Annotated in this window: 26 protein-coding genes; 19 read left to right on the forward strand and 7 right to left on the reverse strand. The window is 69.3% G+C overall.

What is annotated here, in order from left to right; translation table 11 throughout:
* Together ACFVJS_RS02565 and tkt are read right to left on the reverse strand one after the other, a co-directional pair.
* Positions 1-234, reverse strand: a 234-nt coding sequence (locus tag ACFVJS_RS02565) for a transaldolase family protein (protein ID WP_378877163.1), incomplete at its 3' end; no start/stop codon positions are given.
* Between the two features lie 3 nt (positions 235-237).
* Positions 238-2,349 (reverse strand): transketolase, encoded by a 2,112-nt coding sequence (gene tkt / locus ACFVJS_RS02570; protein ID WP_378877165.1) that lies wholly within the window; start codon positions 2,347-2,349, stop codon positions 238-240.
* A gap of 170 nt (positions 2,350-2,519) precedes the next feature.
* Here tkt and ACFVJS_RS02575 point away from each other — a divergent pair, with 170 nt between their 5' ends.
* Positions 2,520-3,455: a heme o synthase gene (locus tag ACFVJS_RS02575; protein WP_378877167.1), complete on the forward strand. Its 936-nt coding sequence runs from the start codon at positions 2,520-2,522 to the stop codon at positions 3,453-3,455.
* Positions 3,456-3,499: 44 nt separating this feature from the next.
* On the opposite strand, the gene ACFVJS_RS02580 is transcribed toward ACFVJS_RS02575, so the two are convergent.
* From ACFVJS_RS02580 to ACFVJS_RS02590, 3 genes are read right to left on the reverse strand one after another with little or no spacing between them, the layout of a single operon-like run.
* Complete coding sequence (locus ACFVJS_RS02580; protein WP_378877169.1) at positions 3,500-4,414, reverse strand: heme A synthase; 915 nt, start codon at positions 4,412-4,414, stop codon at positions 3,500-3,502.
* Positions 4,411-5,202 carry an ABC transporter permease gene (locus ACFVJS_RS02585; protein WP_378877171.1) on the reverse strand — a complete coding sequence of 264 codons (792 nt, stop codon included), beginning with the start codon at positions 5,200-5,202 and terminating at the stop codon, positions 4,411-4,413. Before ACFVJS_RS02585 ends, ACFVJS_RS02580 begins: the two co-directional genes overlap by 4 nt.
* A complete protein-coding gene (locus ACFVJS_RS02590; RefSeq protein ID WP_378877173.1) occupies positions 5,195-6,154 on the reverse strand; it encodes an ABC transporter ATP-binding protein in 960 nt (319 codons plus the stop codon). Before ACFVJS_RS02590 ends, ACFVJS_RS02585 begins: the two co-directional genes overlap by 8 nt.
* A 258-nt stretch (positions 6,155-6,412) precedes the next feature.
* Here ACFVJS_RS02590 and ACFVJS_RS02595 point away from each other — a divergent pair, with 258 nt between their 5' ends.
* The 11 genes from ACFVJS_RS02595 to ACFVJS_RS02645 all read left to right on the forward strand — a co-directional run bounded on the left by ACFVJS_RS02595 (position 6,413) and on the right by ACFVJS_RS02645 (position 15,801).
* Positions 6,413-7,054, forward strand: a complete 642-nt coding sequence (locus tag ACFVJS_RS02595) for a glyoxalase (protein ID WP_378877175.1) — start codon at positions 6,413-6,415, stop codon at positions 7,052-7,054.
* A complete protein-coding gene (locus ACFVJS_RS02600; RefSeq protein ID WP_378877177.1) occupies positions 7,020-7,490 on the forward strand; it encodes a PPOX class F420-dependent oxidoreductase in 471 nt (156 codons plus the stop codon). The genes ACFVJS_RS02595 and ACFVJS_RS02600 overlap by 35 nt, the downstream gene beginning before the upstream one ends.
* A 282-nt stretch (positions 7,491-7,772) precedes the next feature.
* Entirely contained in the window at positions 7,773-8,972 is a 1,200-nt protein-coding gene (locus ACFVJS_RS02605) for an RtcB family protein (RefSeq protein ID WP_378877179.1), read from the forward strand.
* Between the two features lie 93 nt (positions 8,973-9,065).
* Complete coding sequence (locus tag ACFVJS_RS02610) at positions 9,066-9,449, forward strand: hypothetical protein (protein ID WP_378877181.1); 384 nt, start codon at positions 9,066-9,068, stop codon at positions 9,447-9,449.
* A gap of 119 nt (positions 9,450-9,568) precedes the next feature.
* Positions 9,569-10,300, forward strand: a complete 732-nt coding sequence (locus tag ACFVJS_RS02615) for a helix-turn-helix transcriptional regulator (protein ID WP_378877183.1) — start codon at positions 9,569-9,571, stop codon at positions 10,298-10,300.
* Positions 10,297-11,715: a Fe-S cluster assembly protein SufB gene (gene sufB / locus ACFVJS_RS02620; RefSeq protein WP_165111046.1), complete on the forward strand. Its 1,419-nt coding sequence runs from the start codon at positions 10,297-10,299 to the stop codon at positions 11,713-11,715. The genes ACFVJS_RS02615 and sufB overlap by 4 nt, the downstream gene beginning before the upstream one ends.
* Positions 11,715-12,893: a Fe-S cluster assembly protein SufD gene (gene sufD / locus ACFVJS_RS02625; protein ID WP_378877185.1), complete on the forward strand. Its 1,179-nt coding sequence runs from the start codon at positions 11,715-11,717 to the stop codon at positions 12,891-12,893. Before sufB ends, sufD begins: the two co-directional genes overlap by 1 nt.
* On the forward strand, positions 12,890-13,648 hold the full coding sequence (gene sufC, locus ACFVJS_RS02630; RefSeq protein WP_378877187.1) for a Fe-S cluster assembly ATPase SufC: 759 nt from the start codon (positions 12,890-12,892) through the stop codon (positions 13,646-13,648). Before sufD ends, sufC begins: the two co-directional genes overlap by 4 nt.
* A gap of 1 nt (position 13,649) precedes the next feature.
* Entirely contained in the window at positions 13,650-14,903 is a 1,254-nt protein-coding gene (locus ACFVJS_RS02635; RefSeq protein ID WP_378877189.1) for a cysteine desulfurase, read from the forward strand.
* On the forward strand, positions 14,903-15,355 hold the full coding sequence (sufU, locus tag ACFVJS_RS02640) for a Fe-S cluster assembly sulfur transfer protein SufU (protein ID WP_378877191.1): 453 nt from the start codon (positions 14,903-14,905) through the stop codon (positions 15,353-15,355). The genes ACFVJS_RS02635 and sufU overlap by 1 nt, the downstream gene beginning before the upstream one ends.
* Positions 15,356-15,465: 110 nt before the next feature.
* Positions 15,466-15,801: a metal-sulfur cluster assembly factor gene (locus ACFVJS_RS02645; protein WP_165111166.1), complete on the forward strand. Its 336-nt coding sequence runs from the start codon at positions 15,466-15,468 to the stop codon at positions 15,799-15,801.
* Between the two features lie 62 nt (positions 15,802-15,863).
* On the opposite strand, the gene ACFVJS_RS02650 is transcribed toward ACFVJS_RS02645, so the two are convergent.
* A complete protein-coding gene (locus ACFVJS_RS02650) occupies positions 15,864-16,205 on the reverse strand; it encodes a WhiB family transcriptional regulator (RefSeq protein WP_165111034.1) in 342 nt (113 codons plus the stop codon).
* 234 nt (positions 16,206-16,439) lie between these two features.
* Between ACFVJS_RS02650 and ACFVJS_RS02655 the strand changes: the two genes are divergently transcribed.
* From ACFVJS_RS02655 to ACFVJS_RS02680, 6 genes are read left to right on the forward strand one after another with little or no spacing between them, the layout of a single operon-like run.
* Positions 16,440-17,075: a maleylpyruvate isomerase family mycothiol-dependent enzyme gene (locus ACFVJS_RS02655; RefSeq protein WP_378877193.1), complete on the forward strand. Its 636-nt coding sequence runs from the start codon at positions 16,440-16,442 to the stop codon at positions 17,073-17,075.
* Positions 17,076-17,108: 33 nt separating this feature from the next.
* Positions 17,109-17,963 (forward strand): GNAT family N-acetyltransferase, encoded by an 855-nt coding sequence (locus ACFVJS_RS02660; protein WP_378877195.1) that lies wholly within the window; start codon positions 17,109-17,111, stop codon positions 17,961-17,963.
* A gap of 27 nt (positions 17,964-17,990) precedes the next feature.
* Positions 17,991-18,539, forward strand: coding sequence for an ASCH domain-containing protein (locus ACFVJS_RS02665; protein ID WP_378877197.1), 549 nt, complete (start codon positions 17,991-17,993; stop codon positions 18,537-18,539).
* Positions 18,540-18,546: 7 nt separating this feature from the next.
* The gene (locus ACFVJS_RS02670; RefSeq protein ID WP_378877199.1) at positions 18,547-19,104 is read left to right on the forward strand and encodes a sugar O-acetyltransferase; all 558 of its coding nucleotides are present in this window, start codon (positions 18,547-18,549) and stop codon (positions 19,102-19,104) included.
* A 7-nt stretch (positions 19,105-19,111) separates the two neighbouring features.
* On the forward strand, positions 19,112-19,474 hold the full coding sequence (locus ACFVJS_RS02675) for an MmcQ/YjbR family DNA-binding protein (protein WP_378877201.1): 363 nt from the start codon (positions 19,112-19,114) through the stop codon (positions 19,472-19,474).
* 9 nt (positions 19,475-19,483) lie between these two features.
* On the forward strand, positions 19,484-20,098 hold the full coding sequence (locus tag ACFVJS_RS02680) for an acVLRF1 family peptidyl-tRNA hydrolase (protein WP_378877204.1): 615 nt from the start codon (positions 19,484-19,486) through the stop codon (positions 20,096-20,098).
* Between the two features lie 4 nt (positions 20,099-20,102).
* Here ACFVJS_RS02680 and ACFVJS_RS02685 read toward each other — a convergent pair whose 3' ends face one another.
* Positions 20,103-20,531, reverse strand: coding sequence for a hypothetical protein (locus ACFVJS_RS02685; RefSeq protein ID WP_378877206.1), 429 nt, complete (start codon positions 20,529-20,531; stop codon positions 20,103-20,105).
* A 90-nt stretch (positions 20,532-20,621) separates the two neighbouring features.
* Between ACFVJS_RS02685 and ACFVJS_RS02690 the strand changes: the two genes are divergently transcribed.
* Positions 20,622-21,533: a phosphotransferase gene (locus ACFVJS_RS02690; protein ID WP_378877208.1), complete on the forward strand. Its 912-nt coding sequence runs from the start codon at positions 20,622-20,624 to the stop codon at positions 21,531-21,533.
* Positions 21,534-21,585 lie beyond the last annotated feature (52 nt).

Genomic DNA, 21,585 nt, shown 5'->3' on the forward strand with positions numbered 1-21,585 from the left:
GAAGATGATCTCGTCGACGTCCTTGCCCTCGGCCACGAGCGAGCGGAGCTGCTCGTCGTAGCGCTCGCCGTTGGCGATCGCGGCGGCGAAGATGGTCGGGTTGGTGGTCACCCCGACGACCGACTTCTCCTTGACGAGGTCGGCGAGGTTGCCGGTCTCGATCCGTTCGCGGGAGAGGTCGTCGAGCCAGATGGACACGCCGGCGTCGGCCAGCGCCTTGAGTCGGTCAGACATATTTCATGCTCCCTTGTTGATGGCGGCGAGGCTCTCCTTGGCGGCCGTGACGACCGCCTCCGGGGTGAAGCCGTATTCCTTGAACAGCAGCGAACCGGACGCCGAGGCACCGAAGTGCTCGAGCGAGACGATCCGGCCGGCGTCGCCGACGTACTCCCGCCAGCCCTGCTTCACGCCGGCCTCCACGCTGACCCGTGCCTTGACGCTGGGCGGGATCACCGAGTCGCGGTAGTCCTGCTCCTGGGCCTCGAACCACTCCAGGCACGGCAGCGAGACGACGCGGGCACCGATGCCCTCCTTCGCCAGCTCCTCACGGGCAGCCACGGCGTACTGGACCTCCGAGCCGGTGCCGAGCAGCACCACGTCGACGGTCCCGGTGGGCGAGTCGAGGAGCACGTAGCCACCCTTCGCCACACCCTCGGTGGTCGCGTAGCCGTCGACCCCGCGCGGGAACGTCGGCAGCGCCTGACGGGTCAGGATGAGCGCCGAGGGGCGGTCGTGGTGCTTGAGCACCTCGAGCCACGCGGCGGCGGTCTCGTTGGCGTCGGCGGGACGGACCACGTCGAGGCCCGGGATGGCCCGGACCGCGGCGAGGTGCTCGACCGGCTGGTGGGTCGGGCCGTCCTCGCCGAGGCCGATGGAGTCGTGGGTCCAGACGTGGATCACCGGCAGCTTCGACAGCGCCCCGACGCGTACGGCACCGCGCATGTAGTCGGAGAACTGGAAGAAGGTGCCGCCGAAGGCCTTGGTGGGCGAGTGGGCCACGATGCCGTTGAGGATCGCGCCCATGGCGTGCTCGCGGATGCCGAAGTGGAGCACGCGGCCTGCGTAGGGGTCGCCCTTCCACTCGTGGGTGGAGCGGTCCTCGGGGACGAAGCTCGGGGCGCCGGAGATGGTGGTGTTGTTGGAGCCGGCGAGGTCGGCCGAGCCGCCCCACAGCTCGGGCAGCACCGGGGCGAGCGCGTTGATCACCTTGCCGGACGCGGCGCGGGTGGCGATGCCCTTGGCGTCGGCCTCGAAGAACGGCAGCGCGTCGGCGATGCCGTCGGGGAGCTCCCCGGCCTGCATCCGCTCGAGCAGCTTCGCGCCCTCCGGATTGGCCTCGGCCCAGGCGGCCTGCTCGGCGCGCCAGGCCTCCTGGGCCTTCTCGCCGCGCTCGACGAGCTTACGGGTGTGGGCGAGCACCTCGGGGTCGACGTCGAAGGTCTTGTCCGGGTCGAAGCCCAGCACCTTCTTGGTCGCGGCGACCTCCTCGGTGCCGAGCGCCGAGCCGTGGGCGGCCTCGGTGTTCTGCGCGTTGGGGGCCGGCCAGGCGATGATCGTACGCAGCACGATCAGCGACGGCTGGTCGGTGACCTCGTTGGCGGCGTTGATGGCATCGAACAGCGCCGGCACGTCCTCGGAGTACTCGGTGCCGTCGTGGGTCCAGTCGACCTCCTGGACGTGCCAGCCGTAGGCCCGGTAGCGGGCGGCGACGTCCTCGGTGAAGGCGACGTTGGTGTCGCCCTCGATCGAGATCCGGTTGGCGTCGTAGATCATCGTGAGGTTGCCGAGCTTCTGCGTGCCGGCGATCGAGCTGGCCTCGCCGCTCACGCCCTCCTGCAGGTCGCCGTCGCCGGCCAGGACGTAGGTCTTGTGGTCGAACGGGCTCGGCTGGTCGACCGGCGTGTCCGGGTCGAGCAGGCCGCGCAGCCGGCGCTGGGCCATCGCGATGCCGACGGCGTTGGCGACACCCTGGCCGAGCGGGCCGGTGGTCACCTCCACGCCGCGCGTGTGGCCGCGCTCGGGGTGGCCCGGGGTCAGCGAGCCCCAGGTGCGCAGGCTCTCCAGGTCGCCGAGCTCGAGGCCGAAGCCGCCGAGGTAGAGCTGGATGTAGAGGGTGACGCTCGAGTGTCCGACGGAGAGGACGAACCGGTCACGACCGAGCCAGTCGGTGTCGGCGGGGTTGTGCTTCATCACCTTCTGGAAGAGCAGGTACGCCGCCGGGGCCAGGCTCATCGCGGTGCCAGGGTGGCCGTTGCCGACCTTCTGCACGGAGTCCATGGCGAGGACGCGGATGGTGTCCACGGCCTTGCGGTCCAGATCGGTCCACTCGAGTACAGGTTTGGTGCTCACGAGGTGCCTTTTCAAATCGGTGGAGTCCACATGGGAAGTTCTTGGGCTGGCCGTGGGGGCTGCCGAATCCGAGCCTACTCACGCCCCGGGTTAGACTGCGAGCCGCATGCTGTGAACTGCTTGTATGAGCCGCATGTGACGCCTCAACCCGATCGAGAAGGATCTTCTCAGTGACGCACGTCGAACAGCCGGTCCCCGACCTCGACCAGCGTAGCGACCGCGCGTCAATGCGCGATGTCATCTCGGCGTACGTCTCCCTGACGAAGCCGCGCGTGATCGAGCTGCTGCTGCTGACCACCGTGCCGGTGATGTTCTTCGCCGCGCAGGGCGTCCCGGGGGTCGGCCTGGTCGCCGCCACCGTCGTCGGCGGGATCTTCTCGGCCGGATCGGCCTCGGTCTTCAACTGCGTCTACGACCGCGACATCGACGAGCAGATGAGGCGTACGCGGCGCCGGGCCCTGCCGCGCCACGTGGTCACCCCGCGCGCGGCCCTGATCTTCGGCTCGGTGCTGGCCGTGCTGTCGGTGCTGGTGCTCGGGTTCTTCGTGAACTGGCTCTCCGCGGGTCTCTCGCTGGCCGCCAACGCCTTCTACGTCTTCGTCTACACGATGCTGCTCAAGCGGCGCACCACCCAGAACATCGTCTGGGGCGGCATCGCCGGCTGCTTCCCGACCCTGATCGGCTGGACCGCGGTCACCAACCAGGTGTCCTGGGAGCCGCTGATCCTGTTCATGGTCGTGTTCTTCTGGACCCCGCCGCACACCTGGGCGCTGGCGCTGCGCTACCGCGAGGACTACGCGCAGGTCGACGTGCCGATGCTGCCGGTGGTCAAGTCCGCCCGCCACGTCGGCGGCCAGATCGTGGCCTACTCCTGGGTCATGGTCGCCACCTCGTTGCTGCTGTGGCCGGTCGCCTCCACCGGCTGGCTCTACCCGGTCGCCGCCATCGGCCTCGGCGCCGTCTTCCTCGTCCAGGCCCACCAGCTGCACGCGCGGGCCAAGGGCACCGAGGACCTCACCAAGATCCGCCCGATGCAGCTCTTCCACTCGAGCAACCTCTACCTGAGCCTGCTCTTCGTCGCCCTGGCCGTGGACCCGCTGTTCTGATTGCGATTGCTTCGCAATTCGCCCAGCGCTGAAGACTGCGAGGTTCAGGCGTGGGCGCGGACGGAGCAGACGACGCGGGCGAGGCCGGCGGAGATGAGGGCGGCGCCGAGCATGTGGAAGCCGACCAGGACGACCGGGAGGTCGGTGAGGTACTGGACCCAGCCGATCAGGCCCTGAGCCAGCTCGATGACCAGCAGGACGATCGTGACCTGACGGACGTACGCGTGCTTGCGGCCGAGCCACAGGGTGACCAGGGTCGCGGCGATGAGCGCGTAGACGGCGTAGGCGTGGATGTGGGACATCAGCGCCGGGTCGAGGCCGGTGCGGCGGGAGTCGAGGTCGCCGGAGTGGGGGCCAGAGCCGGTCACGACGGTGCCGAGCCAGAGGGAGAGCCAGCCGACGGCGAAGGTGACGAGTGCGGCGACGCGCACGTGGCGCGGAGCGGCCTCACGCTCGGGTGAGCGGAGCTCGTCGAGCAGCCAGACGCACAGGCCGACCATCGCCATCGAGGCGAGCAGGTGGAGCGCGACGACGTAGGGGTTGAGCTCGGTGAGCACCGTGATGCCGCCGATGACCCCCTGGAGCGGTACGCCGCAGGCGATGATGATCGCCAGGTTGCGGATGACCCCTCGCCGGTTCCAGACGGCGATGACGACCGTGATGGCGATGGCAGCCAGGACGTAGGTCAGCAGGCGGTTGCCGAACTCGATGACCCCGTTGATCCCGAGTGCCTCGTGAGCCACGTAGGACTCCTCGGTGCACTTGGGCCAGGTCGGGCAGCCGAGGCCGGAGCCGGTCAGCCGGACCACTGCGCCGGTCACGACGATCCCGATGTTGGCGACCAGGTTGGCGATGGCCAGACCGAACGCGTGGGCGCGGAGCCAGGCGAGGACCCTGTCTTTGGCTGAGGGAGCCTTGGCCGAGGGAGCCGGGCCGGTGGAGGGTTCCGTGGTCGTCATTCCCACTTGAAGGTCCTAGCTGTGAGGGTGGAGCCGAGGAGGGCCCAGATCAGGAGTACGCCGAGGTCGCGCCAGGCCGGGAGGCCGTCGAGGAAGGCGGTGCGTACCGCCTCTCCCAGCGCGCCCGAGGGCAGCCAGCGGGCAACGTCGCCGTAGGCGCCGTAGGCCGTCAGCGGCAGCACCACGGCGCCCCCGGCGAGGAGGAGCAGGTAGATGAGGTTGGCCGCGGCCAGGGTCGCCTCCGCACGCAGCACGCCGGCGACGAAGAGCCCGAGCGAGGCGAAGGCCAGGGTGCCCGTCGCGATGGCGAGGAAGAAGGCGAGGACGGTGCCGAAGCCCGCGGCCGGGGTCCAGCCGAGGATCTGGCCGACGCCGCCGATGACGAAGAGCTGCACGAGCTGTACGCAGCCGAGCGCGAGCACCTTGCCGGCGAGCAGCCCGGTGCGGGGGAGCGGGGAGGCGCCGAGCCGCTTGATCACGCCGTAGCGCCGCTCGAACCCGGTCGCGATCGCGAGGCTGGTGAACGAGGTCGACATGATCGCCAGCGCGAGGACGCCCGCAGTCAGGATGTCGACCAGAGCGCGGTCGGTGCCGAGGTCGAGCTCGATCGCGTTGCCGGCGGTGACGCCGCCGACGAGCACCATCACCGGGATCACCACGGCCAGGAGGAGCTGCTCGCCGTTGCGGAGCATCAGCTTCGCCTCCATCAGCGCCTGCGCGATCACCTGCCGGGTGATCGGGGCACCGCCGGGCTTCGGGGTGAAGGTCCCCGTGGCCACCTCAGACATGCTCGACCCCCTCGGTGAGAAGCCCTCCGGTGAGATCGAGGAAGACGTCCTCGAGGCTCCTGCGGCCCAGCGTCAGTGACTCCGGGAGGACGTCGTTCTCCTCGCACCAACGGCTCACCTTGGCGAGCGTGGTCGGGTCGGCCTTGCCGGTGACCCGCATCGAGCGTTCGTCGAGGAGGGTGACCTCGGTGTCCTGGCCGAGCGCCGCACGCAAGGACTCGCGGGCACCGGGCGGGAACGGCTTGGTCACGACCAGCCGCACGGTCGCGGTCGCACCGCCGCGGGTCAGCTCCAGCGGACTTCCCGAGGCGATCATCCGGCCGCGGTCGATGATGTGCACCTGGTCGGCCAGTTCCTCGGCCTCCTCCAGGTAGTGGGTGGTCAGCACCACGGTCACGCCGTCCGCGCGCAGCTCGCGCAGCAGGTCCCAGGTCGTACGCCGCCCTTGCGGGTCCATCCCCGCGGTCGGCTCGTCCACGAAGACCAGCTCCGGGCGGCCCACCAGCGCCATCGCCAGGCCGAGCCGCTGCTGCTGTCCGCCGGAGAGCCGCCGGTAGGGCGTGCGGCCGCACTCGCCCAGACCCAGCCGCTCGGCCAGGGCGTCGACGTCGAGCGGATGGGCGTGCAGCCGCGCGATGTGCTTGAGCATCTCCATGGCGCGTACGCCGCTCCATGCGCCCTGTCCCTGCAGCATCACCCCGATCCGGGGGAGCAGCTGCTTGCGGTCGGCGATCGGGTCGAGCCCGAGCACCCGCACCGTCCCCTGCTGGGGGCGGCGATAGCCCTCGCACGTCTCCAGCGTGGTCGTCTTGCCGGCTCCGTTCGGCCCGAGCACGGCCGTGATCGAGCCCGCCGCGACGCTCAGCGTGAGGCCGTCGACGGCCGTCTTGTCGCCGTAGGTCATGCGCAGGTCGCGTACCTCGACAGCAGGCCTGGCGACGGAAGATTCCACGGCGGCAGTCTAAGAAGGGGCACGCCACCGGCCCAATCGCGTAGCTGCGATCCTGTGGATTCTTAGCTGCCTGTAAGGCTGCCGACAAGGACGTTGGCCGCCCAACTCCCACCGAAGGACGGCCAACGCGAGGATGAGACGCGATGCCCCGGGGGCCATGACGCGGTGTCTCAGAAACTTTTTCTTCTCAGAAGATCAACAAAACGAGCGGTCAGGAATCGAGAAGCCCTGGGTCCGCGGGATTCCTAGGGTCGAGACATGTTCACTCTTCAGACCATCACCCTCGACTCCACCGACACCACAGACGCCCGCGCGTTCTACGAGAAGGCCTTCGGCCTCGCCGACCAGATCTCCCTGCGCCAGGGCCCCGGCACCGGCTCCGGCCGACCATTCACGATCTCGCTGGTCGTCAGCCAGCCCTCGACGGTCGACAGCCTGGTCGACTCGGCCCTGGCCGCCGGAGCCACGTCCCTCAAGCCGGTCGAGAAGTCCTTCTGGGGCTACGGCGGCATCGTCCAGGCTCCTGACGGGTCGGTCTGGAAGGTCGCGACCTCCGCCAAGAAGGACCGCGGCCCCGCCACTCGGGAGATCGACGACATCGTCCTGCTCCTCGGCGTCGCCGACGTCAAGGTCAGCAAGAGGTTCTACGCCGCGCGCGGCCTGGGCGTGAAGCGCAGCTTCGGTGGCAAGTACGCCGAGTTCGAGGCCGCTCCCGGCGCCGTCCAGCTCGCGATCTACCCCCGGCACGCCCTGGAGAAGGAGACCGGCGTCGCGCTCGACCCGGACGGCGCGTACGGGATCGTCCTCGGTGGCGGCGACGAGGCCTTCACCGATCCTGACGGGTTCACCTGGCAGGCTGGGGGCCATGGCACGCACGATCGCGACGAACACGACCGTTGATCTCGAGGGGCTGCTGGAGTTCGTACGCCCCCGCCACCAGATGATCCTGATGACCAGCAGAGCCGACGGGTCCCCGCAGCTCTCGCCGGTCACCGGTGGCGTCGACGACGACGGCAGGATCGTCATCGCGACCTACCCCGAGCGGGCCAAGACCCGCAACGCCCGCAGTCGCCCGCAGGTCAGCGTCCTGGTCCTCTCCGAGGAGTGGAACGGCGCCTGGGTCCAGGTCGACGGCGAGGCCGAGGTCCTCGACGCCGTGTCGGGGGAAGCGGCGCTCGACGCCTTCGTCACCTACTTCCGCAACATCTCCGGCGAGCACTCCGACTGGGACGAGTACCGCCAGGCCATGGTCGACCAGGGCAAGTCCCTCCTCCGGATCACCCCGAGGCGCTGGGGCCCCGTCGCCACCGGTGGCTTCCCCGCCCGCCTGGCGTAAACCGGTGGCACCGGACGTACGTCGCTGACTACCGTTTCGGTCACAGCAACACACGACGAGGAGATGAGCATGCGCAGGTCGGTCGAGATCCGCTCCGCCGCCGGGAACCCCGGTCAGGCGAGCGAAGCCTGCCTGCGCTCCGACCTCCGCTCGGACCGCATCGGCCAGGAGCCGCCGACGCGCTGACCTACAGCGCATCCCGTCCAGGGGCCGCTCCCGCCGAACAGAACCCGGCCGGAGCGGCCCTTTCGCATGCCGGCCACGACCAGAGGAGAGAAGAAGATGACGAACGAGTTCCCGATCGCCCTGACCGGCGCCAAGGCCGAGACCCTGATGTGGGCACGCCCGCACGAGATCGAGCACGCCGCCCAGGACCAGCTGCGCAACATCTCCAAGCTGCCGTGGGTGCACGGCGTACGCGTCATGCCCGACGTGCACCTCGGCAAGGGCGCCACGGTCGGCTCCGTCGTCGCGATGAAGGACGCCGTCTCGCCGAGCGCGGTCGGTGTCGACATCGGCTGCGGGATGATGGCGGTCAAGACCTCCGTCACCACCAGCGACCTGCCCGACGACCTCGGCCCGCTCCGGTCGGCGATCGAGGAGGCGGTCCCGGTCGGTTTCCAGGCCAACGACGGCCAGGCCGGTGCCGTCCGCAAGGACCGCGAGCTGAAGGCCGCCTTCGACAAGCTCTTCGGCGGCTTCGAGGACCTGCGGGCGCCCCAGCTCGACGACCGGCACAAGCGGGCGGTCGCGCAGTGCGGCTCGCTCGGCGGCGGCAACCACTTCATCGAGGTGACCTCCGACGACGACGGTGTGATCTGGCTGATGCTGCACAGCGGGTCGCGCAACATCGGCAAGGAGATCGCCGAGCGGCACATCTACGCGGCCAAGGGGCTCGAGCACAACCTCGGCCTGCCCGACCGCGACCTGGCGGTCTTCCTGGCCGGCACCGCGGAGATGGACGCCTACCTGCACGACCTCTACTGGGCCCAGGACTACGCCAAGCTCAACCGGCGGATCATGATGGCCACGGTCAAGGGCGTCTTCGCGCGCTTCTTCCCGTCGGTGGTGTGGGGCCGTGAGGTCAACGCCCACCACAACTACGTCGCCCGGGAGACCTACGGCGGCGTCGACCTGGTGGTCACCCGCAAGGGCGCGATCTCGGCCAAGTCCGACGAGTTCGGCCTGATCCCCGGCTCGATGGGCACCGGCTCGTACGTCGTCCGCGGTCTCGGCAACGAGGCCTCCTACTGCTCCGCCTCCCACGGCGCGGGCCGGAAGATGTCGCGGACGAAGGCGAAGAAGACCTTCAGCGTCGCCGACCTCGCCGCCCAGACCGAGGGCGTCGAGTGCCGCAAGGACGCCGGCGTCGTCGACGAGATCCCTGGTGCGTACAAGTCGCTGGAGAGCGTCATCGAGGCTCAGACCGACCTGGTCTCGGTCGAGGCCCGCCTCCGCACGCTGCTCTGCGTCAAGGGATGAGGTTGTGAAGCTGGGAGTGGCCCATGGGTCACTGTCGGCTTCACAACCCTCGGGCGGTTCCGTGTGCCCTCACCTGCCGGTACGCTTTCGAACATGAGATCGACTGGCGGCGCGTCCCGGTGCGACGTACCGCTGCCGTTCGACATCGTTCCCGATGCGGTGCCGGCGGCCGCGAAGCGGTCACCTGCGCGTGCGCCGGAAGACGTAACGCAGGTGCACCGTCTCGTCGGCGCCCACCTCACCTCCCGCGGCCTGCCGCCCGGCTCCGACCTGGTGATCAACCCCCGTAGGCCCAGGCGCGGAGAGGTGGCGGTCGTGCGTTCCGGTGGCCGCACCCGGGTCGGCATCTTCGACCTCGAACGCGGTCGCGCGGTCCTGCGCTCCGACCGTGGCACCCGCTGGCTGTCGCCCGACGCCGTGTACGTGGGCGTCGCCGCCCTCGTCTCTCCGACCCTGGACGGGATGCCGACGGGTTGATCGGCGATTCGCTGCCGGGCGGCCGCGGTCGTGACGTACGACACGCCCTCACCGTCCCGGCGGGCAGGTAAGGGTTGCCTTCGTTGAATCGCCTGGGGGAATAACGTCACAATGGTGTTGTGAAATTCGACGAGACCACTCTGCAGCCCGCAGAGACCAGCGAGGAGAGCACCCGCCAGCGGGTCGCTCGGTCGCTGCTCGTCGACGGTCCGCAGACAGCCGCGACGCTGGCCAAGAGGCTCGACCTCACCCCGGCCGCGGTCAGGCGCCACCTGGACGCCCTGGCCGAGGAGGAGGCGGTGGAGCAGCGCGAGCCGCGCACCGCGTCGTCCCGTGGACGGGGCCGGCCGGCCAAGCTCTTCGCGCTCACCGACCAGGGTCGCGACGGCTTCGAGAAGAAGTACGACGACCTGGCCGTCGAGGCGCTCCGGTTCCTCTCCGAAGTGGCCGGTGAGGAGGCCGTGCGGGAATTCGCGGAGCGCCGCGCGGCGTTCATCAAGGAGGGACTGGACCGGATCGCCGCAGGCGAGACGGACCTCAGCCCCGCGCAGGTGCTCGCGAACGTGTTCACGGCCAACGGCTATGCGGCCTCCGTCAGGGAGCTCCCGCTGATCAACGGCCATGACGCCGGCGAGCAGCTGTGCCAGCAGCACTGCCCGGTCGCTCATGTCGCCCAGGAGTTCCCCGAGCTCTGCGAGGCGGAGACAGACGCGATCGCGAAGATGCTCGGCACCCACGTACAACGCTTGGCCACCATCGCTCACGGTGACGGTGTCTGCACGACGCACATCCCTCCCGGGTCCTCCGGGTCCGGTGAAGTTTCGAAGAAGAAGGAGCAGGTCACGACATGACCTCCATCGAGGAGCTCAACCCCGAGCTGAAGGGCATCGGGAAGTACGAGTTCGGCTGGTCCGATCCCGACGTCGCTGGTGCCGCGGCGCAGCGTGGCCTCAACGACGCTGTCGTGCGCGACATCTCCGGCAAGAAGTCGGAGCCGCAGTGGATGCTCGACCTGCGCCTGAAGGGCCTCAAGCTCTTCGGCCGCAAGCCGATGCCCACGTGGGGCTCGGACCTCTCGGACATCGACTTCGACAACATCAAGTACTTCGTGCGGTCCACCGAGAAGCAGGCCACCAGCTGGGAGGACCTGCCCGAGGACATCAAGAACACCTACGACAAGCTCGGCATCCCGGAGGCGGAGAAGCAGCGCCTGGTCGCCGGTGTCGCCGCGCAGTACGAGTCGGAGGTCGTCTACCACCAGATCCGTGAGGACCTGGAGCAGCAGGGCGTGCTCTTCCTCGACACCGACACCGCGCTCAAGGAGCACCCGGAGATCTTCCAGGAGTACTTCGGCACGGTGATCCCGGTCGGCGACAACAAGTTCGCCGCGCTGAACACCGCGGTGTGGTCGGGTGGCTCCTTCATCTACGTGCCCAAGGGCGTCCACGTCGACATCCCGCTGCAGGCCTACTTCCGGATCAACACCGAGAACATGGGCCAGTTCGAGCGCACCCTGATCATCGCCGACGAGGGCTCCTACGTTCACTACGTCGAGGGCTGCACCGCCCCGATCTACCAGTCCGACTCGCTGCACTCCGCGGTCGTCGAGATCATCGTGAAGAAGAACGCCCGGGTTCGCTACACGACCATCCAGAACTGGTCCAACAACGTCTACAACCTGGTCACCAAGCGCGCCGTCTGCGAGGAGGGCGCGACCATGGAGTGGGTCGACGGCAACATCGGCTCCAAGGTGACCATGAAGTACCCGGCGGTCTACCTGATGGGTGAGCACGCCAAGGGCGAGACGCTGTCCATCGCCTTCGCCGGCGAGGGCCAGCACCAGGACGCGGGCGCCAAGATGGTGCACGCCGCTCCCAACACCTCCTCGAGCATCCTCTCGAAGTCGGTGGCCCGTGGCGGTGGCCGCACGTCCTACCGCGGCCTGATCCAGGTCAACGAGGGCGCCCACGGCTCCAAGTCCAACGTGCTGTGCGACGCGCTGCTCGTCGACCAGATCTCGCGCTCCGACACCTACCCCTACGTCGACATCCGCGAGGACGACGTGTCGATGGGCCACGAGGCGTCGGTCTCGAAGGTCTCCGACGACCAGCTGTTCTACCTGATGTCGCGCGGTATGGCCGAGGACGAGGCGATGGCGATGATCGTGCGCGGCTTCGTCGAGCCGATCGCCAAGGAGCTCCCGATGGAGTACGCCCTCGAGCTCAACCGCCTGATCGAACTGCAGATGGAAGGAGCCGTCGGCTGATGACGGCAGTAGCTGATGCTCTCGAGATGAACAAGGTCGAGAGCCACCTCCACCCGGAGGGATCGTTCGACGTCGAGGCGCACGCGGTGCCCAAGGGTCGCGAGGAGATCTGGCGGTTCACCCCGCTCAAGCGTCTCCACGACATCCACGACGACGCCCCGTTCGCCGACGGTGCGACCAAGGTGGAGGTCGAGGCGGCCGCGGGCGTGACCGTCGAGACCGTGGCGGCCGACGACGCCGTACGCGGCTCCTCGGGTCTGGTCCCGACCGACCGCGTCTCGGCGCGGGCCTGGGCGGCCAGCACCGGCGCGACCGTCGTGCGCATCCCGACCGACACCGTGGTCGAGGGCGCGACCGTGATCCGTCACCACGGCACCGGCTCGGAGACGGCCGGCGCCGGTCACGCGGTGATCGTCGCGGAGAAGTTCGCCAAGGCGACCGTCGTGCTGGTCTTCGAGGGCTCCGCCGTCGTCGCCGACAACATCGAGATCGTCGTCGAGGACGGCGCCGACCTCACCGTCGTCTCCGTCCAGGACTGGGCCGACGACGCCGTCCACCTCTCCACCCAGCACGCCAAGGTCGGCCGCGACGCCAACCTCAAGCACGTCTCGGTGAGCTTCGGCGGCGACGTGGTGCGCCACGACTTCTCGGCCGAGTACGCCGGCCCCGGCGGCTCGGTGGAGTCGCTCGGCCTCTACTTCGCCGACGCCGGCCAGCACATCGAGCACCGTCTCTTCGTCGACCACACCGCTCCCAAGACCAAGTCCAACGTGGTCTACAAGGGCGCCCTGCAGGGCGAGAAGGCCCACGCGGTCTGGATCGGCAACGTGCTGATCCGCAAGGAGGCCGAGGGCATCGAGACCTACGAGGAGAACCGCAACCTCATCCTCACCGACGGTGCCTGGGCCGACTCCGTGCCCAACCTGGAGATCGAGACCGGCGAGATCGAGGGCGCGGGTCACGCGTCGGCGATCGGCCGCTTCGACGACGAGCAGCTCTTCTACCTGCAGAGCCGCGGCATCTCCGAGACCGAGGCCAAGCGCCTGGTCGTGCACGGCTTCTTCAACGACCTGATCCGCCAGATCGGCGTCCCCGAGCTCGAGGAGAAGCTGACCGGAACGGTCGAGGCCGAGCTCGCCAAGAACATCAACACCCTGATCACGAAGGACAACGCATGAGCACGCTGGAGATCAAGGACCTGCAGGTCTCGGTCGAGACCGAGGACGGTCCCAAGGAGATCCTCAAGGGCGTCACGCTGACCATCAACTCCGGCGAGACCCACGCGATCATGGGCCCCAACGGCTCGGGCAAGTCGACCCTGGCCTATTCGATCGCCGGCCACCCGAAGTACACCATCACCGGCGGCACCGTCACCCTCGACGGTGAGGACGTCTTGGAGATGTCGGTCGACGAGCGCGCCAAGGCTGGTCTCTTCCTCGCGATGCAGTACCCGGTCGAGGTCCCCGGCGTGAGCGTGGCCAACTTCCTGCGCACCGCGAAGACCGCGCTGGACGGCGAGGCCCCCAAGCTGCGCACCTGGGTCAAGGACGTCAACGGTGCGATGGACAAGATGCACCTGGACCCGTCCTTCTCCCAGCGTTCGGTGAACGAGGGCTTCTCCGGTGGGGAGAAGAAGCGCCACGAGATCGCCCAGCTCGACATCCTCGACCCGGCCTTCGCGCTGCTCGACGAGATCGACTCCGGCCTCGACATCGACGCGCTCAAGGTGGTCTCCGAGGGCATCAACGACTTCCGCGCCCGCGAGGCCAAGTCGGTCCTGCTGATCACCCACTACACCCGCATCCTCCGCTACGTGAAGCCCGACCAGGTGCACGTCTTCGTCGCCGGCCGGATCGCGGAGTCGGGCGGCCCCGAGCTCGCCGAGGAGCTGGAGGCCAACGGCTACGAGAAGTACGTCGCGGCAGGGGTCTGACATGAAGGGTCTGCTGCCCGACCTGGATCTGGTCCGCAAGGACTTCCCGATCCTGGAGCGCACCTTCGACGGCGGCGAGACCCCGCTGGTCTACCTCGACAGCGCCAACACCTCGCAGAAGCCGCAGATCGTGATCGACACCATGGTCGACCACCTGGAGCGGCACAACGCCAACATCGCCCGGGCGATGCACCACCTGGGTGCCGAGGCCACCGAGGCGTTCGAGGGGGCGCGCGACACCGTCGCGCGCTTCCTCGGCGCGCCCGAGCGTGACGAGGTGATCTTCACCAAGAACGCCTCCGAGGGGCTCAACCTGGTCGCCAACACCGTGCCGCTGGCTGCCGGCGACGTGGTCGTGACCACCGAGATGGAGCACCACTCCAACATCGTTCCGTGGCAGATCGCCACGCAGCGTACGGGTGCGACGTTGAAGTGGTTCGGGCTCACCGACGACGGTCAGCTCGACCTGTCGAACATCGACGAGCTGATCACGCCGGCGACCAAGATCGTCGCGCTGACCTGGGTCTCCAACATGCTCGGCACCGTCAACCCGATCGCCGAGATCGCCCGGAAGGCCCACGAGGTGGGCGCCCTCGTCGTCGTCGACGCCGCCCAGGCGGCTCCAGTGCTGCCGATCGACCTGTCGTCGATGGCGGAGGAGGAGCGCCCCGACTTCCTGGTCTTCACCGGCCACAAGGTCGTGGGCCCGACCGGCATCGGCGTCCTGTGGGGCCGGCGTGCCGCGCTCGAGGCGCTGCCGCCGTTCCTGGGCGGTGGCGAGATGATCGCGACCGTCACGATGGAGAAGTCGACGTACGCTCCGATCCCGCACAAGTTCGAGGCCGGCACCCCGCCGATCGCCGAGGCGGTGGGTCTCGGCGCCGCGCTGGAATACCTCATGCACGTCGGCATGGAGAACATCCACGCCCATGAGCAGGCGATCACGGCCTACGCGCTGGAGCGTCTGGCGAGCGTGCCCGGGGTGACCGTGCTCGGCCCGGCCGACGCGGCCAAGCGTGGCGGTGCGATCGCCTTCGAGCTCGACGGGGTCCACCCGCACGACGTCGCCCAGGTGCTCGACTCCAAGGGTGTCGCCATCCGCGCCGGCCACCACTGCGCCAAGCCGGCCCACCAGCGGTTCGGCGTGCAGGCCTCCAACCGGATGTCGTCCTACCTCTACACCACGCCCGCCGAGATCGACGCGCTGGTCGAGGGGTTGGAATACGTACGCACGTTCTTCAAGTTGGACCAGTGATGACTGCCGCCAACCTCGAAGCGATGTACCAGGAGATCATCCTGGACCACTACAAGAACCCGCACGGGAAGGGTCTTCGCGACCCCTTCGAAGCCGAGGTTCACCACGTCAACCCGACCTGCGGTGACGAGATCACCCTGCGCGTGCATGTCGATGGCGGCAAGATCGAGGACATCTCCTACGACGCCCTCGGCTGCTCGATCTCGCAGGCCTCCGCCTCGGTGCTCAACGACCTGGTCGTCGGCAAGACCGTGGACGAGGCGATGGTCATCCACGAGGAGTTCCTGCGACTGATGCAGGGCAAGGGCCAGGTGGAGCCCGACGAGGACGTTCTGGAGGACGGCATCGCCTTCGCCGGCGTCGCCAAGTTCCCCGCCCGGATCAAGTGCGCGCTGCTGTCGTGGATGGCGTGGAAAGACGCCACGGCCAAGACACTCGCCGAGGAGAAGTGATGACTGAGACCGATCACAGCACACACGACCACGCGGGTCACGACCACGCCGGTCACGACCACTCGGGTCACGGCCACGGCCACGGTCACGAGGCCCCGGAGTGGCAGGGGATGCGTACGTCCACGGTCGAGGGCGCCAGCCTGAAGATCGAGGACGTCGAGGAGGCGATGAAGGACGTCGTCGACCCCGAGCTCGGTATCAACGTCGTCGACCTGGGCCTGGTCTACGGGATCCACGTGGAGGACAACTCCAACGTGGTCCTCGACATGACCCTGACCTCGGCCGCCTGCCCGCTGACCGACGTCATCCAGGACCAGACCTCCACCGCGCTGGAGGGCATGGTCAACGACGTACACATCAACTGGGTCTGGATGCCGCCGTGGGGTCCGGACAAGATCACCCCCGACGGCCGAGAGATGCTGCGCGCTCTCGGGTTCAACGTCTGAGGGAACGTCTCGACGTGGGAGTCCTGCGGTCACCTTGGTGACCACGGGACTCTCACGTCTTTTCACGCGACGCGGCCCGCCCGCGCGATCGCCTCCTGGCTGCGCTTGTAAGGCTTGCGACCCGGGGTTCTGGGTGTCTCGCGGGGCTTGCCGTTCTCCAGGAGGACGCCGCCCCACACACCGAACTCGCGGCGGGCGAGGCCGAGGTCGAGGCAGATCTGCTTCATCGGGCAGCCCGCGCAGACCTCTTGGGCCTCGGCGAGCTGGGTGAGGTCGTCGGGATGAAAGAGCTCCGGGTCCTCGCCCACGCAGGCCCACTCGTCGGTCCGGGGAGTGGGGTGCTTCAGCGTCAGCTCATAGGTCTTGGAGCTGTTGCCGTCTCCGAAAAGTGTGATGATCTCCATCTCGTTCACCTCCTGGTGCTGCTGCTGAACATGAGAAAGGGCCGCTCCCGTCGATCGGAGCGGCCCTGGTGGGTGCTGTGAGCACCTACATCTGATGCGGCTCCGTACGCGAAAAGTCCACGCCCGGGACCGGCCGGCCCAGGATGTCGTAAGTGGTGGTGCATTCGCGCATGTCCTCAACGCTACTGACCGGACTCCCGCGCAGCCACTGGTTTTGTTTGGCAGGGTTGGACCATGGACGTTGCCGCCCGCACAGCCGACAACCGCCGCCTGCTCGCCGACTTCTTCGATGGCCTCGACGAGACCCAGCTGGAGACGCAGAGCCTCTGCTCCGCCTGGACGGTGAGGCAGGTGCTCGGCCACAGCGCGATGCCGTTCTCGGTCGGGATCGGACGGCTGCTGTGGCGTACGTTGCTGGCCGGCGGCTCCATCGACCGGGCCTCCGCCGCGATCGCCGAGGAGCAGGCGCGGCGGCCGGTCGCCGAGTTGACCGGTCTGCTGAGGACGTACGCCGGGAAGCGGGTGCCGGCGCCCGGGGTCGGTCCGATGGGGCAGTTCACCGACCACTGCATCCACCTGCGCGACTGCGCTCGGCCTCTTGGTCTCGACACCGACGTCCCTCTCGAGGACTGGCGGGCGGTGCTCGACTGGCTGCCGACCAAGCAGGCATCGCTCGGGGTGGTCCCGGCCGGGCGGCTCGATGGGCTCGCGCTGCGTGCGACCGACCAGGACTGGTCCTGGGGCACGGATGATGACGCCGAGGTCGCCGGCCCGAGCGAGGCCCTGGCGATGGCGCTCTCCGGCCGTCCGGTCGCGCTGGCGGACCTGACCGGGCCCGGGGTCGCGACGTTGCGGGAGCGGCTCGGCTGACCCGGTGGACCCAGCCGGGTAGGCTCCGCGGACGTGGAGGCTCCTGGGCGGATCTGGTTCGGCTACCTCGCCGCGGTGGGGATCGCGGTGGTCGGGCTGATCACCTTGGACCCGCTGGCGTTCGTGCTGGCCGTCGCCGTGCTCGGCGCGACCGTGCTGGGGGAGTGGTACCGCGGCCGGCAGGCCGCTCTCGCCGCCGCCGCGCAGAGCGCCGACCTTCCCGAGCTGGTCTCGCGCTGGGCGCGCGGCTGGGCCTACTCGCGGGGCTTCCCGCGTCCCACGGAGGTGCCTGGCGGCGTACGTGTCGAGGTGGGGCAACCGGAGCGCCGGGTCGAGTGGGTGGCGACCGACGACGCGGCCACGCTCGGCGGGCTGGTCGACACGGTCCGGGCCACGCCCGAGGCTTGGCTGTCGGTGGTGACCGACTCGCCGGCCGGCGTACGTCCCTGGTTCGCCGAGGGCGGGCTGGCGGCCGGCGACGCCAAGGAGGCGCTGATGTCGATCGGTCTCGCCGACCACGAGTCCCGTCCGCTTCCCGACGGCTACCGCGTCGAGGTCGAGCGCGACGGCGGTGTCGTCGCGGTGACCGTGCGTTCCGACGACGACGCCGAGGTGGTCGCGGCCGGCGGACGGGTCGCGGTCATCGGCACCGACGCGGTCGCCGACCGCATCCGGACCGACCCCGACCACCGTCGTCGCGGGCTCGGCGGTGCGGTGATGAGCCTGCTCGTCGTGGCCGCCCGGGAGGCCGGCGCGACCCGCGGCCTCCTGGTCGCCAGCGAGATGGGGGAGGCCCTCTACGCCGGTCTCGGCTGGCGCGTCGAGGCTCGCCTGGTGACGGCACGATCCGCCGCGCCGCGTACGTCTGTCGAGTCCGGGCACGACTGAGCGGCCAACTGTGGTTGAGTGTCGCCTATGAGCGACGATGCCGTGACCCCCGCGCCAGACGCCCCTGTCTACGACTCCCAGCAGGAGGCCGACATCGCCGCGTTCTGGGAGGACGTGAAGCACCACGCTCACCTCAGCGCCGCGCCGGGCTACTTCGGCGCGTCGCCGCTGGAGGCGCTGCAGCCGCCGGCGTGGGCGTTCGGAGGCACGCCCGAGCAGTCCAACGAGCTTCTCGAGCTCGTCCTCGAAGGTGTGAAGACCGCGACCGCCTCGGCGATGTGGGACTACGAGGCCGCCGATGAGCCCATCCCGACCGTCGGCACCCTCGGCATCGTCCTCGACGGTGCCGGCCACCCGCGCGCCCTCGTCGTGACGACCGCTGTCGACGTGGTGCCGTTCGACGAGGTCTCCGAGGAGCACGCCCGCGCGGAGGGTGAGGGCGACGGCTCTCTGGAGCACTGGCGCGAGGTCCACCGCCGCTTCTTCTCCGAGGAGGCAGGCCACGACCGCGGCTTCGCCGAGGACATGCCCGTCGTGCTCGAGCGCTTCGAGCTCATCTGGCCGAAGCCGGAGTGACCTCCGCGTGCACGAGCAGCGGATCCGCCTTGAGGCGGGCGAGTGGTATCTCGATGATGTTGAGCTGCAGAGCCTCCGTCGCAACTGCTGGCGGCGGCTGGACCGCTTCAATGGCGCACGCGCGGACGATGACGTCGTACGTCACCAGGTACTTCGCGAGCTGTTCGGCGAGATCGGCACGGGTGTCGAGGTCGTCCCTCGCTTCCAGTGCTCCTATGGCTACAACATCAGGCTCGGTGATCGCGTGTTCGTGAACGCCAACGCCTTCTTTATGGACGACGCGCCGATCCGGGTCGGTGCCGACGCCCGCATCGGGCCTGGTGCGCAGATAGTGACCGCTCTTCATCCGGTCGATGACCCCGATTTGCGTCGGGAGGGTTGGGAGCGCGCCCTGCCGATCGAGATCGGCTCGAATGTCTGGCTGGGCGCGAGCGTGACGGTCGGCGCGGGTGTGAGGATTGGCGCCGACTCGGTTATCGGTGCCGGAAGCGTCGTGCTAAGCGACATCCCTGATCGCGTCGTCGCCGCAGGCACGCCGGCGCGGGTCGTTCGAGAAGTCGGATGATGGTCGCATGACACCCGACGAGCTGACCGAGCGGGTCCGGGGGATCTGCCTCGGGTTCCCCGAGGCGACCGAACGGGTCACCCATGGTGCGCCCGGGTTCTTCGTGAAGAAGCAGTTCGTGATGCTGTGGCCGTCGGGCCACCACGGACGCGACGAGCCGCACCTGTGGGCAGCCGCGGCGGCAGGCGTGCAGGACGAGGTCGTCGGCGACGATCCTGCGCGATTCTTCGTACCTCCCTACGTCGGTGGCCGCGGCTGGGTCGGAATGCGGCTCGATGGTGAGCTCGACTGGGCCGAGGTCGCCGAGGTCTGCGAGGACGCCTACCGCGAGATCGCACCGGAGCATCTGCTGCGCCAGCTGGGCCGGTAGCGTACGGCCATGCCCAACGTCGCCGTCCCGGTCGCTCGGATCCAGCGCTGGGTCGACAACTTCGCCGCACGCCACGGTGAGACCCGGCTCGCGGTGGACTCCGGTGCGCTGACCGGCGCCGCGGCCGACGGCTCCTCGTTCATCGCGGCGCTGCCGTTCGAGAAGACGTACGCCGGACCGGCCGAGGTCGAGGCGTTCATCGCCGCCTCGGCGGCGCCGCAGGAGTGGGGCCTCCTGCTGGTGCGCAAGGGCGGCTTCGCGATCGCCCGGATGAGCGGCGGCGAGATCGCCGACCACAAGATCGGTCGGCGTCACGTGCAGGGGAAGACCAAGGCCGGCGGTTGGAGCCAGCAGCGCTTCGCCCGGCGCCGTGCCAACCAGGCGAGCGCGGCCTACGAGGCGGCCGCCGAGCACGCCGCACGGATCCTCGACGGGCTCCGTGGCCCGCTCGTCACCGGCGGCGACCACGGCGGTGTCGACGACGTGCTCGGTGACCGGCGCCTGCAGGCGCTCACCGTCGCCGGGCCGTGGCTGCCCGTCCAGGACCCCAACCGCGCCGTGCTCGATCAGGCGATCGAGGACGCCCAGAAGGTGCGGATCGAGGTCCTCAACGCCGACGGCTGAGGCGTCAGGGGAGCTGCCAGACCCCCGGAGCGCCCTTGGTCATCAGGCCGTCAGTCAGCAGCTTCTGGCGGGCGCGCCGGGCCGCGTAGCGCCAGCGGAGCTCGCCCTCCGGGGTGGTCTCGAAGTCTCCGGGGAGAAGCTGGTCGGCAAGCTGGGTCTCGAGCTCGTCGAGCACCGCGTCGGCAGTCATCGAGCCGCCGGCCGTCTCGAGGATCTCGAGGATGAGCGGCGCGAAGGCGGCCGGTGGGGTCCACTTGCGGGGAGCGGACTTGGTGACGACCCGCGGCGCCGAGGCCGACGAGCTCGTCGTGGTCTTGCGCACCCGGGTCGCCGGCTTCTTGACCGGAGCCGGAGCGGGCGGGGCCGGGGGCCGCCCATGGATGCACTGTGACTTCGGCAGGTCACACAGCTCGCAGTAGTCAGTCTCGGACATCGGCTCAACGATATCGGGCCAGTCGTCGGGTGGTGGCATCCCGGCCGGGAATGCCGTGACGACCTGCGAGGATGCGCTACTTTGGCAAGCATGTGGCAGCCCGACCCCGGGTGGCACCTCCTTCCGGGAGGCACCGGACCCTCCACGCTGGGGGTCTGGCGCACAGCCGCGGGCGATGATCCGGTCGTGGTCAAGCGGCTGGGGAGGCCAGGGACGAACGATCCGGTCGAGCTGAGCCGTCGGCGACACTTCGCCTACTGGCGGCGGGCGGCGGACGTCGCCACCGCGGGGCTGCTCGACCACACTCCCGGCATGATCTCGGCCCGCACGAGTGTCCAGGAGGACGACGAAGGCATCACCCTGACCACCGACTGGGTCGAGGATGCCGCCAACTCCGGGCTCTTCGCGGCGCTCTCGATGGGCCGCTTCGCCGGCGCGGAGCTGGGCGATGCCGGTTGGCTGGCCCGCGACCAGTTCCGTGACCGGATCGCGCGGGTGGAATACAACGGCGGCTGGCCGACCATGATGCGTACGACCGCGGCGGACATCGCCCACACCCTCTGGGAGCGGCGTGGTCGCTTCACCGATCTCCTCGACGGGCTGCCCCAGGTCGCCCAGCACGGTGACCCCGCGCCGCAAAACCTCCTCGGGCGCACCGACGACGGCGAGCGGTTGATCGCGATCGACTGGTCCAGCCTCGGCCGTGGTCCCGTCGGCGGCGACCTCGGCCTCTACCTGCTGCACGCCCGGGAGTCCTTCGAGCCCCTGCTGGAGGCGTACGTCCTGGGGTTGCCGCCCGGCATCGCGACCCGCGAGGAGGTGACTCTCGGTGCCCAGATCAGCGCGGTCTACACCGCTCTCAGCCGTGCCGAGTGGGCACTCAGCCGGGTCACGCCGGGCGAGGGTCCGCTGCTCGCGAAGTTCCGCCACCCGGCGGTCGCGCCTCATCTGAGGACCCTGCAGAAGCAGGCTCCGCTGGTCGAGGCGCTGCTCGAGATGTGATCACGACGTCCCACGGGTCACATCTGCAACACTGTTCGGGCAGTTCCTGCAC

Source organism: Nocardioides sp. NPDC057772 (genome assembly GCF_042798075.1).
Lineage (GTDB): Bacteria > Actinomycetota > Actinomycetes > Propionibacteriales > Nocardioidaceae > Nocardioides.

Coding starts and splice junctions, on each gene's coding strand:
- ACFVJS_RS02580 (WP_378877169.1), bottom strand. CDS start 4,414: ATGACGACCACGGAACCCTCCACCGGCCCGGCTCCCTCGGCCAAGGCT.
- ACFVJS_RS02585 (WP_378877171.1), bottom strand. CDS start 5,202: ATGTCTGAGGTGGCCACGGGGACCTTCACCCCGAAGCCCGGCGGTGCC.
- ACFVJS_RS02595 (WP_378877175.1), top strand. CDS start 6,413: ATGTTCACTCTTCAGACCATCACCCTCGACTCCACCGACACCACAGAC.
- ACFVJS_RS02600 (WP_378877177.1), top strand. CDS start 7,020: ATGGCACGCACGATCGCGACGAACACGACCGTTGATCTCGAGGGGCTG.
- ACFVJS_RS02605 (WP_378877179.1), top strand. CDS start 7,773: ATGACGAACGAGTTCCCGATCGCCCTGACCGGCGCCAAGGCCGAGACC.
- ACFVJS_RS02610 (WP_378877181.1), top strand. CDS start 9,066: ATGAGATCGACTGGCGGCGCGTCCCGGTGCGACGTACCGCTGCCGTTC.
- sufB (WP_165111046.1), top strand. CDS start 10,297: ATGACCTCCATCGAGGAGCTCAACCCCGAGCTGAAGGGCATCGGGAAG.
- sufD (WP_378877185.1), top strand. CDS start 11,715: ATGACGGCAGTAGCTGATGCTCTCGAGATGAACAAGGTCGAGAGCCAC.
- sufC (WP_378877187.1), top strand. CDS start 12,890: ATGAGCACGCTGGAGATCAAGGACCTGCAGGTCTCGGTCGAGACCGAG.
- ACFVJS_RS02635 (WP_378877189.1), top strand. CDS start 13,650: ATGAAGGGTCTGCTGCCCGACCTGGATCTGGTCCGCAAGGACTTCCCG.
- sufU (WP_378877191.1), top strand. CDS start 14,903: ATGACTGCCGCCAACCTCGAAGCGATGTACCAGGAGATCATCCTGGAC.
- ACFVJS_RS02645 (WP_165111166.1), top strand. CDS start 15,466: ATGCGTACGTCCACGGTCGAGGGCGCCAGCCTGAAGATCGAGGACGTC.
- ACFVJS_RS02650 (WP_165111034.1), bottom strand. CDS start 16,205: ATGGAGATCATCACACTTTTCGGAGACGGCAACAGCTCCAAGACCTAT.
- ACFVJS_RS02655 (WP_378877193.1), top strand. CDS start 16,440: ATGGACGTTGCCGCCCGCACAGCCGACAACCGCCGCCTGCTCGCCGAC.
- ACFVJS_RS02665 (WP_378877197.1), top strand. CDS start 17,991: ATGAGCGACGATGCCGTGACCCCCGCGCCAGACGCCCCTGTCTACGAC.
- ACFVJS_RS02675 (WP_378877201.1), top strand. CDS start 19,112: ATGACACCCGACGAGCTGACCGAGCGGGTCCGGGGGATCTGCCTCGGG.
- ACFVJS_RS02680 (WP_378877204.1), top strand. CDS start 19,484: ATGCCCAACGTCGCCGTCCCGGTCGCTCGGATCCAGCGCTGGGTCGAC.
- ACFVJS_RS02685 (WP_378877206.1), bottom strand. CDS start 20,531: ATGTCCGAGACTGACTACTGCGAGCTGTGTGACCTGCCGAAGTCACAG.
- ACFVJS_RS02690 (WP_378877208.1), top strand. CDS start 20,622: ATGTGGCAGCCCGACCCCGGGTGGCACCTCCTTCCGGGAGGCACCGGA.